The 12,432-nt window shown below is 51.7% G+C and carries 8 protein-coding genes; 4 read left to right on the forward strand and 4 right to left on the reverse strand.

Annotated features, from left to right (window positions below):
- Positions 1-8 precede the first annotated feature (8 nt).
- Positions 9-2,423, forward strand: coding sequence for a DNA topoisomerase (ATP-hydrolyzing) subunit B (gyrB, locus tag CWM53_RS29670; RefSeq protein ID WP_074385300.1), 2,415 nt, complete (start codon positions 9-11; stop codon positions 2,421-2,423).
- Between the two features lie 75 nt (positions 2,424-2,498).
- Here the strand turns inward: gyrB and CWM53_RS29675 are convergent, their stop codons facing one another.
- The 4 genes from CWM53_RS29675 to CWM53_RS29690 are packed head-to-tail and all read right to left on the reverse strand — an operon-like array spanning position 2,499 to position 9,062.
- Positions 2,499-3,653: a DUF3322 domain-containing protein gene (locus CWM53_RS29675; RefSeq protein WP_074385301.1), complete on the reverse strand. Its 1,155-nt coding sequence runs from the start codon at positions 3,651-3,653 to the stop codon at positions 2,499-2,501.
- Complete coding sequence (locus CWM53_RS29680) at positions 3,634-7,014, reverse strand: ATP-binding protein (RefSeq protein WP_074385302.1); 3,381 nt, start codon at positions 7,012-7,014, stop codon at positions 3,634-3,636. Before CWM53_RS29680 ends, CWM53_RS29675 begins: the two co-directional genes overlap by 20 nt.
- Positions 7,007-7,612 carry a DUF4194 domain-containing protein gene (locus CWM53_RS29685; protein ID WP_074385303.1) on the reverse strand — a complete coding sequence of 202 codons (606 nt, stop codon included), beginning with the start codon at positions 7,610-7,612 and terminating at the stop codon, positions 7,007-7,009. The genes CWM53_RS29680 and CWM53_RS29685 overlap by 8 nt, the downstream gene beginning before the upstream one ends.
- Positions 7,599-9,062: a DUF3375 domain-containing protein gene (locus tag CWM53_RS29690; RefSeq protein ID WP_074385304.1), complete on the reverse strand. Its 1,464-nt coding sequence runs from the start codon at positions 9,060-9,062 to the stop codon at positions 7,599-7,601. The genes CWM53_RS29685 and CWM53_RS29690 overlap by 14 nt, the downstream gene beginning before the upstream one ends.
- 163 nt (positions 9,063-9,225) lie before the next feature.
- On the opposite strand from CWM53_RS29690, the gene yidA reads away from it, so the two are divergent.
- The 3 genes from yidA to CWM53_RS29705 all read left to right on the forward strand — a co-directional run bounded on the left by yidA (position 9,226) and on the right by CWM53_RS29705 (position 12,400).
- Positions 9,226-10,038, forward strand: coding sequence for a sugar-phosphatase (gene yidA, locus CWM53_RS29695; RefSeq protein ID WP_074385305.1), 813 nt, complete (start codon positions 9,226-9,228; stop codon positions 10,036-10,038).
- A 149-nt stretch (positions 10,039-10,187) separates the two neighbouring features.
- The gene (locus CWM53_RS29700; protein WP_100730489.1) at positions 10,188-11,270 is read left to right on the forward strand and encodes a hypothetical protein; all 1,083 of its coding nucleotides are present in this window, start codon (positions 10,188-10,190) and stop codon (positions 11,268-11,270) included.
- Entirely contained in the window at positions 11,267-12,400 is a 1,134-nt protein-coding gene (locus CWM53_RS29705; RefSeq protein WP_100730490.1) for a BamA/TamA family outer membrane protein, read from the forward strand. Before CWM53_RS29700 ends, CWM53_RS29705 begins: the two co-directional genes overlap by 4 nt.
- The last annotated feature ends 32 nt before the right edge of the window (positions 12,401-12,432 follow it).

Below are 12,432 nucleotides of genomic sequence, written 5' to 3' on the forward strand. Positions count from 1 at the left end.
AAACGTTGATGTCGAATTCTTATGACTCCTCCAGTATCAAAGTCCTGAAAGGGCTGGATGCGGTGCGTAAGCGCCCGGGTATGTATATCGGCGACACGGATGACGGCACCGGTCTGCACCACATGGTATTCGAGGTTGTGGATAACGCTATCGACGAAGCGCTCGCGGGTTACTGCAAAGATATCGTTGTGACCATCCACAGCGATAACTCCGTCTCCGTACAGGATGACGGTCGCGGCATCCCAACCGGCATTCACCCGGAAGAGGGCGTCTCCGCAGCGGAAGTTATCATGACCGTCCTGCACGCCGGCGGTAAATTCGATGATAACTCCTATAAAGTGTCCGGCGGTCTGCACGGCGTAGGCGTCTCGGTGGTTAACGCCCTGTCGCAGAAGCTGGAGCTGGTTATCCAGCGCGATAACAAAGTCCATAAACAGATTTATGTGCACGGTGTACCGCAGGCGCCGCTGGCGGTGACCGGCGAGACCGATAAAACCGGCACCATGGTGCGTTTCTGGCCGAGCCATGAAACCTTCACCAACGTTACTGAATTCGAATATGAGATCCTGGCGAAACGTCTGCGCGAGCTGTCGTTCCTGAACTCCGGGGTTTCAATCCGCCTGCGCGATAAGCGCGACGGCAAAGAAGACCATTTCCACTACGAAGGCGGCATTAAGGCGTTTGTTGAGTATCTCAACAAGAACAAAACGCCGATCCACCCGAATATCTTCTATTTCTCCACCGAAAAAGACGGTATTGGCGTGGAAGTGGCGCTGCAGTGGAACGACGGTTTCCAGGAAAACATCTACTGCTTTACCAACAACATTCCGCAGCGCGACGGCGGTACTCACCTGGCGGGCTTCCGCGCGGCGATGACCCGTACCCTCAATGCCTACATGGATAAAGAGGGCTACAGCAAAAAAGCGAAAGTCAGCGCCACCGGCGACGACGCGCGTGAAGGCCTGATCGCCGTGGTATCCGTGAAAGTGCCGGATCCGAAATTCTCCTCGCAGACCAAAGACAAGCTGGTCTCTTCCGAGGTGAAATCGGCGGTAGAACAGCAGATGAACGAACTGCTGAGCGAATACCTGTTGGAAAACCCGTCCGATGCCAAAATTGTGGTCGGCAAAATTATCGACGCCGCCCGCGCCCGCGAAGCTGCGCGTCGCGCCCGTGAGATGACCCGTCGTAAAGGCGCCCTTGACCTGGCAGGCCTGCCGGGCAAACTGGCGGATTGCCAGGAACGCGACCCGGCGCTGTCTGAACTGTACCTGGTGGAAGGGGACTCCGCGGGCGGCTCTGCTAAACAGGGTCGTAACCGTAAGAACCAGGCGATCCTGCCGCTGAAGGGTAAAATCCTCAACGTTGAGAAAGCCCGCTTCGATAAAATGCTCTCTTCCCAGGAAGTGGCGACGCTGATCACCGCCCTTGGCTGCGGCATCGGCCGCGATGAGTACAACCCGGATAAACTGCGCTATCACAGCATCATCATCATGACCGATGCGGACGTCGACGGCTCGCACATTCGTACCCTGCTGTTGACCTTCTTCTACCGTCAGATGCCGGAAATCGTCGAACGCGGCCATGTCTACATTGCCCAGCCGCCGCTGTACAAAGTGAAGAAAGGCAAGCAGGAACAGTACATTAAAGACGACGAAGCGATGGATCAGTATCAGATCGCTATCGCTCTTGACGGTGCGACCCTGCATACCAACGCCAATGCGCCGGCGCTGGCGGGCGAACCGCTGGAAAAACTGGTTGCCGAGTTCAACGCCACCCAGAAAATGATTGGCCGCATGGAGCGCCGCTTCCCGAAAGCGATGCTGAAAGAGCTTATCTATCAGCCGACCCTGACCGAGGCCGATCTGGCTGACGAGCAGAAGGTGACCCGCTGGGTGAACACCCTGGTCTCCGAGCTGAATGAGAAAGAGCAGCACGGCAGCCAGTGGAAATTTGATGTCCGTGAGAACACCGAGTTGCAGCAGTTTGAACCGATTATCCGCGTCCGTACCCACGGGGTGGATACCGACTATCCGCTGGATAACGAGTTCGTCATGGGGCCGGAATATCGCCGTATCTGTACCCTGGGTGAGAAACTGCGTGGCCTGATGGAAGAAGATGCCTACATCGAGCGCGGCGAACGCCGTCAGCCGGTAGCCAGCTTCGAGCAGGCCCTCGACTGGCTGGTGAAGGAGTCCCGTCGCGGTCTCTCTATCCAGCGCTATAAAGGTCTGGGTGAGATGAACCCGGATCAGCTGTGGGAAACCACCATGGATCCGGACAGCCGCCGCATGCTGCGCGTCACCGTTAAGGATGCGATCGCTGCCGACCAGCTGTTCACCACCCTGATGGGCGATGCCGTTGAGCCGCGTCGCGCCTTTATCGAAGAGAACGCCCTGAAAGCGGCGAATATAGATATCTAAACCGCTTTTCGCTTACCGGGCTTGCAGGTTTCGTAGGCCCGGTAAGCGTTAGCGCCACCGGGCAATAAAGGCTATTTAGCCCTCGTCGGGAAATTGTTTCTCCAGCGCCGCCTGCACCCAACTCATCGAAATATGCTCCTGCTCCAGACGAATATTTTGACCGAAATGGTGTGTTGTCAGTGCCTGGTATAGCTGCTGTTCCTGGTCTGTTAGATTCGACAGTAGCCGTAAGCAGGGTTTAGCTTCTTCTACCCATGATGAGCGATGCGCCAGCAATGTTGCCTCGTCCATTAAGAAGTTTTGGGTATGCCGGAAAAGTTGACGGAATTGACTCAGTATCGCCATACCGTGGGTATCAATATCCCCCCAGTAATAGAGTTTTTTGTGGCAAATCCAGCGAGCAGAAGACAACATATCAAATCCATATCCTCTGCCGAAAATGACCATGCATCCCGCTGGTTCGGAGAAGGTCAAAAAACTGATTTCGTTTTCAATCATAAATATGCTGGCAACGGGTAAGTTCAGCGAAGCAAATTCATGGCTGTCAATTTCCCTGTCCTGGCTTGCGAAACGATACCTTACGCGCTGGGGTTTATCACGAAAACCAAAGCGGCGATTGAACTGGGTAATGCCACGCGCCTGTAAATCGATCGCGTCAGGCGGTAAGGCGAGATCTAATAGCTCCGTTAAGATGCCTCTATGTTGTTCAATAAATTTACTGTTGATATCCGGCAGATCAATCTGGCGTAAGTAGACGTCCGGACGAGGATTACTCTGCAGCCAGGTGATAATCATCAAAAGCTTTGCCCAGTCTTGCTCTAACGCGCGTAATGGATATTTCATTAACCAACTGCGCAATGTTGGTTGGGCGGTGATGATCTGCAGAAACAGGCGCTGATAGCATTCTGATTGCTTATGCAGCCCGAGAATGCGTATTGCGTCAATGGCTGAGTCAACCCAAATACTCGCCGGCAGGCGGTTCATGCCTATAACTCTGTGCCTGACTTCACGCCATTCGATTCGATAACCTTTTGCCTCAGCCTGAATGAGTGTGCTTATCCACTGGCGAACCTCATTAAACCGGGAAGAGAGGTCGTCTGAGGTGGGTCTTTTACATCTCAACCGCAGTGGGAAATAGCGACTGTCTTCTGCCAGTTCACGCAACAGTACGCCTTTTTCCCATAGTTTATATATCTGGCTTTTTAACTCCTCAGGCGTTGTCCAGCTCATGCTTTTTCTCTGTTTTTTCCTGCTGATAGACCTCAATACTGATGTTGCGCAGACGAGATATTTTCCCTGCCTCGTTGTGCACAAAACCGACATTTGCTACATAGGGTTCGATTATATGGATTTTTTGCAATGGCGTGACGATCAACAATTGCAGGTTTAGACGTTTAAAAAGCTCAAGCCCATACTGCGCAGATTCATCTGAGCCCCGGCCAAATGCCTCATCAATCACGACGAAGCGGAATGAACGTGACCGTTTCTCACCCCATTCAAGTCCGAATTGATAAGCCAGACTGGCGGCAAGAATGGTGTAAGCCAACTTCTCTTTCTGACCGCCGGATTTACCACCGGAATCTGAGTAGTGTTCATGCTCGGTATCATCCTCTCGCCAGCGTTCGGAGGCGGAGAAGGTAAACCAGTTGCGCACATCCGTCACTTTAGCGGTCCAGCGTTTGTCCTGATCGCTTAATCCTTCCCGGCCGCGGAAGCGCTCAATGATACGTTTCACCTGCAGAAATTTATCTTCGGAATATTGCTCATCTTCTGAACCTGTCAGCGCACCTTCAGTGCAAACGCGTAACTCACTTTGGAAATCACGGATATCCGCATCAAGGCTGAGTTGAGCGACCAGAGAAATATAGCGACCGGAGTTATAATCCACAGGTACCAGCGAGTCATTAATTTTCTCAATACGCTCCCGGATAGTTTCTCTTTCCCGGTTGAGTTGGCTCTGAAAGCTGGCGATATCATTGATGGTATTTTCGTTGAGGAGTTGCTTAAAGCGCGCTTCAAAGCGGGGAAGATCGTCGGCTTGCAATGCGTTCAGCATTTGACGGTACTCATAAGCAGACTCAAGACTGGCGTCAAGCTCCTGCGTTTCCTGAGGGAACTGGTTATTATATCCCGACATGCTATTGATAATTTTGTCGCGAGAACGGCTTAGTTTTTTATCTTCACTGTCGATTTTATCCTGCAACCAGCCGCGCATCATCTGCTGGCAGTTATCACAGGACTCTACGCTGATTTGCTTGCCGGGCAAGGCCTCTTCACGCCACTGTTCCAGCTGAGGATAATAGTGCGGCATTTCCTGAGCGATTGCAGCTTCTTGCGCCGATGCCGTTTCTCGCAGGTTCTCTTCTGCACGATCGATTTTTTCCTGCGTGCGTGCACGTAAATCGATTTTATCTGCATGGGTTGTCTCCAACGCCTGAATTTCTGTCATCATTTCATTCAGCCGTTGGTTTAGTACTGCCAACTGGTCAGATGCGGCTTCAAGCTCATGTTTCTCGGCTTCCAGTTGGGCAATTTCCTGAGCCAACGGCTGCCAGTTCATGGCCTGAAAATCGTTATGTTCACTGAGGCGATTATAAATGTCGCGTTGTTGCTGCAAGTTTTTGAGTTTTTGTTCAACAGAGGCTAATTCATTGCCGAGATCCGCCAGCTCTTGTTCAAGTTCCCGGGCCTGCTTTTCCAGCACGGCGATTTTTTCCTGGTTGCTCCATCCCAAAATATAGCGGCTGCGGTCGTTGATATTATGGCGGTCATCTTTTTCGTGACGATCGCCTGGTGATTTAATCTGACCGCTGCGGGTAATCGCCTTACTTTCGCGACGGAACTGCTCCAGCGTTTCGCAACAAATATGATTAAATTGTTGTAGGCGTCTTTCCAGCCAGTCATACCAGATGGTGTCGGGTTTTATTTGCAGTTTTTCGCTAATCGCGCCGGGAAGCGGAGTTAAAGCGGTATGATGCACACCAGCACTAACCCTGAAATAACTTAACCGGCCATGAAGGTGGTTGTTTTCAACCCATTGGGTAACCTGAGGGTAGTGCTCGTCGGCAACCAGTATAGAAAGACCAAAGTTGTGTAATAGGCGTTCTGCTGCCCCTTCCCATGCCTTTTCCTCTTCACGAACGGTCAGTAATTCACCGATAAAAGGAAGCTGTTTTTCGTCTAGCCCAAGTGCGTCGCATATACCCGAACGGAGATGTATTTGTCGGGCGTCAATATTGCTGCGCCGTGAGCTGAGGTTAGTTATTTCAGCGTTCAGTTGCTGGTGTGTCTCGCGTTTGCGGGAAAAGGCGATATGCAGCTCGTTTTTTTGTTGCTGTAATTCGGCGTCGCGGTCTGCAAGCTCCTCTGCATGATTCTGCAGTAGCTGGCGAGTCGCCAGCCATTCCTCATGATCTTTCACCGGTGAAAGATTTATTTTGTTTAGCAGCGCGTTATAATTCTCCGCAGCTTTCAGCCGACGGTTTTTCTCCTGTTCACGATGACTGATATCCAGGCAGAGCTGCTCCAGCCTGTCGCCACCATTGGCGGCAATATCAGCGCGTAGCATCCTTTCCTGGTTTCGTTTTTCCTGTAACTGCTCAGCCGTGACAGCAAGTATGTTTTGATATCGCAGGAGGTCATCTTTAAGGATAGTAAGCCTTTTTTCGAGTAGTACTTGCTTCTGATGAGCAAACCAACCTGCCAGAGCATCGCGGCAGGCGCGCATGGTTTCTGTTTCCTGAAGTAATAGAGCATGCCTGTCGCACTCATCCACGAGTGGTGTTAAGTGCTCCACCTGACGACGTGCTTTCAGTATCGACTCATGGGCGCGATGAAGATCTTCAAAGTGTTCAATCAGATGTTTAATACGTTGAGCGACATCAAAAGGCTCAAGCATATGGCTACGGACAAAATCAGTGAGATTACCCACCGATTTCATGGATACCGTTTGATGAAACAGCTCCAGCGCCTGCTCATTGTTTATGCCAAAACGACGACGGAACCAGGTACCGTAGGGAGGAAATGAATCAAATATTTCTGCGTTATTTTTTCGTAGCTGTTTACGGAGGTTATTAATATCACTACCAAAACTGGAGAAGTCTTGCGCGATAGATAACGCTTTTTCCGACGTTACATAAAACGGGACTGGTTTTCCTGCTGGCTCCTTTAATGAAAAAACCTGAGCCAGAGTCACGACCTGATCAAATCCTTCATTGCGAAAAACGCCCAGGATAACGGAGTAATTTCGGTGGTCTCGCAGTGCAATGGGTTTTCCGCCGGTACTATTTTCCAGGCGTTCAGATTTATAGTACCCCAATACATACGATCGTAATGAGCGCTCTTTGTTTTCTGCACCAGCCGCTTTGTTATAGGCGATACGGTGAGCAGGTACCAGTAACGTCGTTACCGCATCCACCAGCGTTGATTTTCCTGAACCAATATCGCCAGTAAGAAGCGCATTTTTACCCTGTAGGCTGAAGGACCAGACCTGGTTATTAAATGTACCCCAGTTGAAAATCTCCAGCCGTTCAAGACGAAAGCCAGCAGAAGACTCATCGGTACTAAAATCGAGTTCCGGCGCATTAGTCATTATTCTCTCCCCTGAGATGCTGGTGATAGGATTGCAGGCGCGTATCAAAATCGGATAACCACTGTGCATCGACAAACGCTTTAAGGATACGGCGGACTTCCCATGTTTGATTTTGGTTACGCAATGGGCGTAAGAAACCCATCTCAACAATTTTATTGATATGGCGGCCAATCTGGTCCACCAGACGTGCTTCATTGGTACTTTCCGCCATGAAGACACGCAATAAATCGACGATTTGTTCCTGCGTTAAAATCAAACGTGTTTCGCTACCGCTGGCATCAAATTCGGCCATCTTTTTGCGCAATAGTGCGAGTAAGAGGCTTACAGGAAATGACAGGGGACGGCGGGAAATGAGGCGAGGCATGGATTCATCATCAGCGTTATCTGGGTTAGAGCGCAAAAAGGCGTAGCCTTCCGCTTCGTCCAGGTAAAGCTCCAGATTCATCGCCCGAAAATAATCACGAATCTGAATTTGTAAACGCAACAGTGCCCCCCAGAGATAAGGGTCACTTTCCTGGTATATGACACCTTTCAGAAGTGAGATAATGAGTGACGAAAGTGTATTATCCGATGAAACTGGGAAATTATTCTGCTCCATTATTTATCCCCTGCGCACGTGTAAAAATAACGGTGTTAATACGCGCCATTTTTTCTGTCCCCGTTACGGTGAGCCAGGAAATCGTTTCACTACGACTTTCATCAAACGTCGCGGTGGTCGATTCACTGGCAAGTTGAATGTAGGTGACTAGTTCAGCAAGCCCTTGCTGTAATGGATATAAAGAGACCAGTTCGTGAAGACTGATTTGAGAGCGGGCTTGCAATGCCTTGCGGATATTGCGCAACAACCGGGGTTTATCGATGGTGATTTGCGAGAAAAGAATATCGATATCGATTGATTCATCACCTTGTTCCAGTATTTGCTGGATAATTTTGGCTTTTATTGGTGGGGTATAAAGCGGGCGTTCACAAGGCAACATGATCTGTGGTTGAAAATCACTAATATCCATGATGTCGCCTTCCGGCGGCGTGGACTTTAAGGCGACGGCATTGTGTTCAATATTATGCAGGATTTCCATAATACGCTTATTCTCCAGCCATGCCTGGTCATCAAGAAAGCGCCGTAACTGCTGCGAAAGCTGTGCCACGGTTCGTTGGGTATACTCGCCAGCTTCCAGCCAGTCATAATGAATACGTTTGATACGAGTATCAGGCTGCATTTCTGCAACAGCCTCTAGCGAGAGAAGTTTTTCCAGTAATTGGGAAAACTCCTCCTGCCTTGACTGTGACATCAAAAAATCCCAAAACGCGCGAAAACTCCGCCCTTGGTCAGATTCGGTGATGGCATCGCGCTCGCCCAAGACTTGTTTCAGCAGATCGCCTTTGGCGCCATTCCATAATGCAATTCTCTCGCGGACGTTACGATCAAGCTGACGAAAGTTATGTTCTACCTGGCGAAAATCTGAGAGTAATTCACGAGATAGGTAGACTATTTGCTGAAAACGTTCTTTTTGTGCCGTACTGTCCAGTAGCGTTAGTTTGCCATTGCGGATTGCGCTTATCTCCGCATCAATCTCTTTGCGCTGCAGCTCAAGTTCCTGAATACGCAGTTCAGGGTTATTTTCGCTGCCGGAGATCACCTGCTTAAGTAGCTCAAAGAGGGTGACCAACCTGGACTCCGTACCGATAAATGCGGAATCGCCCAGCTTATCCAGCCAGCTCAGCGCCTTTTCGCTGGCTGGGGTCAAGTCAAACCAGGGGCGGTCATCGCCTGGCGGGTAAAACTTACGTAACCAACCGCGCTCAGGTGCTGCCCAGTCGTTAAGATAATCTCGTGCCGCGCGAGGATAAAAATTATCACCATACTGCTGGCGTAAAATATAGAGCGTATCTTCCAGTTGTTCAGTTAACTCATCCTGGGTAATGCTGCGTGTGTTAGGCAAAGCAAAAGCTTGCCAGAGAAAACTGGCAATCAGCGCAGCGGATTCTGCTCGTAGTAATTTCCATGCAGGATGATTTGTGCGCATGGTATCCAGCGTAGTGAAGTCCATAAATGCGCATCCCATGAGAATATAAGGTTATTTTTTATTCTATCCCGCATTGGTTTATTTTTAAAAGGGGAGAGATCGCATAACTAGCCATCCTCTTTAATCAGCTGTTTTTTGAGCGGAATCGCGTTAGCATGAGGGAAGACTCATCTTACCCGGGGATCCTATGGCTATTAAACTGATTGCAATCGATATGGACGGCACTCTGCTGCTGCCAGACCATACCATCTCTCCTGCGGTGAAAACCGCCATCGCCGCGGCGCGCGAGCGGGGTGTCAACGTGGTGCTGACCACCGGCCGCCCTTACGCCGGTGTCCACAGCTATCTGAAAGAGCTGCATATGGAACAGCCGGGTGATTACTGCATTACTTACAATGGCGCGCTGGTACAGAAGGCCGGTGATGGCAGTACTGTCGCACAAACCGCGCTGAGCTATGACGACTATCGCTTCCTCGAGCAGCTCTCCCGCGAGGTCGGCTCTCACTTCCACGCGCTCGATCGCAACACGCTCTACACTGCGAACCGCGATATCAGCTACTACACCGTCCACGAATCCTACGTGGCGACCATCCCGCTGGTGTTCTGTGAAGCGGAAAAAATGGACCCTGAGATCCAGCTGCTGAAGGTGATGATGATCGATGAGCCGGCGATCCTGGATAAGGCCATCGCCCGTATCCCGGCGGAAGTGAAAGAGAAGTACACCGTGCTGAAAAGTGCGCCGTACTTCCTCGAAATTCTGGATAAACGCGTCAATAAAGGCACTGGCGTGAAGTCCCTGGCCGATGCGCTGGGTATCAAACCGGAAGAGATTATGGCGATTGGCGATCAGGAAAATGATATCGCGATGATTGAGTTTGCCGGCGTCGGCGTGGCGATGGATAACGCCATTCCCGCGGTCAAAGAAGCGGCGAACTTCATCACCAAATCTAACCTCGAAGATGGCGTCGCCTTCGCCATTGAAAAATACGTTTTAGCGTAAGCGTTCTTCAGGCCCGGCGATGTCCGGGCCAGTCTTCTCTTTTTTCATGAACAGATGTTAATCCGCATTTAAATCCCTTATTCCGCGCAGGGGATTCTATAAGCTACCCGCCCTCTTTTTCGCAATTCATCACTAACATCATAGTTTTCATGAATATATACCACCGTTTGATGTTGGTTGCGCTGCCATTCGCCTCTGTTCAGATTTGCGCGGCCGCGGAACCAACGACGCCGCTCGAGCCGGTATACGCCTATCACGGCGCAGAACCGGCGGATCTGCCTGCGCCGGTCAAAACCGAGACTGCAGTAGCGGAACCAACCGCGATATTGCCTTTTTTAGGCGATGAGGCCAGAAAACGCGGCTACGTCCTGCCGCTGCCGTTCGGCGTCAGCATTAACTATATGGATATGCGGCAGAATATTAATGTCGACAGCATTAACTTCACCGGGCTGTCGCTGGATGGCCGTAACATCGATTGCGGTAAGGATCCTGTCTGCAAACACGCCGTGAATACCATTTTCGCTAATGGGCCGGTCTCGCTGGATAACGCCTTCCAGATTGGCGTCGGTAATACCCGGGAAAGCAGCAAAACCGAGACGCTTAAGCTGGATGCCTGGCTGCTGCCATTTATGAACGTTTATGGCCTCGTCGGACACACCGAAGGGCATTCGATTTCGCAAATTGCCGTCGGCCTGAAGGGGCCAAACGGTAAAGTGGTGCCCATGCCGGGGATGCAGGATCTCGACTTTCGTCTCGATTTTAAAGGCACCACCTACGGGATGGGCACCACGCTGGTGGGCGGCGTTGGCAACTGGTTTACGGTGTTCGACGCCAACTACACGCAAACGCGTTTTGATATCCTCGACGGCAGTATCGACGCGTTTACCTTTTCGCCGCGCGTAGGCTATCGTTTTAATACGCCATCGGTCGAGGCGCTGCATCTCCCCGCCGGAAAGCTGAACCTGTGGGTCGGCAGCATGTATCAGGACGTACAGCAGGAGTTTAAGGGCAGCCTCAACGATCTCTCGATGCCGTCGCCAATGCTGCAAAATATGGTCAATCTGGCCAATCAGGACAATAACGGCCGCTTCGATGTGAAACAGCATCTGCAGTCGCCGTGGAACGTGCTGGTGGGCGCGCAGTATGAGCTGACGAAAAACGTTAATATCACCACGGAGTTTGGCTTTGCCGAACGTAACAGTTTCTTTATTTCCGGCGAGTACCGCTTTTGAGCCGACTGTTTATCACTTTTCTGCTGCTGATGACCTGCCCGATTGGCAGCAAGGCCGAGATGCTCAGCCGCGAGAAAATCGACGACTGGCTGCAGCATCTCGGCGCCAGCGATAAGTTCGACGCCAGTAAAGGGATCGATTGGGGCGTGATGCCCGGTCCGTTCTATACGCCGGAGCTGGGGCTGGGCATCGGCACCGCGGTCGTCGGCATGTATCGCCCCGATCCGCAGGATACCACCAGCCAGAATTCCACCCTGACGCTCAGCGGCTACGCCAGCTCCACCGGCGCGTTTGGCCTCAGCGTGAAAAACTACGCCTTTTTCGATAACGATCTGTGGCGCGTATTTGTTGAAGGGTCGATGGCCAATACCCCGACTTACTTCTGGGGGCAGGGTTTTCACGCCGGAGATAAAGACAACGAGAAGGAAAAATATACCGCCCAGGTGCTGACCCTGCGCCCGACAATCTACCGGCAACTGATCGACAATTTCTATCTCGGCGCTGGGTGGTCGCTGGCGGCGCAGAATGCCGATGAGATGGACCACGACGATTTACCGAAAATAGAAAGTACCCCACAGGGACCGTCGGTATTCAGCTCTGGCGCCAGCATCGATATCAACTGGGACGATCGCGACTTTGTCCCCAACCCGCGCCGGGGCCAGTATGCCAACTTCCGCTACACCCATTACGCCCCCGGGTTAGGCAGCGATACCCGCTTTGATGAATTTCAGCTGCACTATAGCCATTATCATGCCCTGAGCGAGAAAAGCGTGCTCGCCTGGGAGGCCGATGGTGCCTTCACCCAGGGCGATGTTCCGTGGAGCATGATGCCCCTGCTGGGCAGCGACGAGCGGATGCGAGGCTACTATCAGGGGCGCTACCGGGATAACAACGTCGTCAGCAGCCAACTGGAATACCGCCGGCAGCTCACCTGGCGGCACGGGATTGTCGCCTGGGTCGGGGCGGGAACCATGGGGCCGTCGCTGTCATCGCTGAACAATGGCCGCTGGCTGCCCACCGGCGGCGTTGGCTATCGTTTCGAGTTCAAGCCGCGGGTCAATATCCGTCTTGATTATGGCATCGGCAAAGGCAGCAGCGGGTTCTATTTCCAGGTTGGGGAAGCGTTTTAAGCAGGTTGCCGGGCATTCAACCCCGTGCGGAT

The organism is Klebsiella sp. A-Nf5 (assembly GCF_002810545.1).
Taxonomy (GTDB): domain Bacteria; phylum Pseudomonadota; class Gammaproteobacteria; order Enterobacterales; family Enterobacteriaceae; genus Klebsiella; species Klebsiella variicola.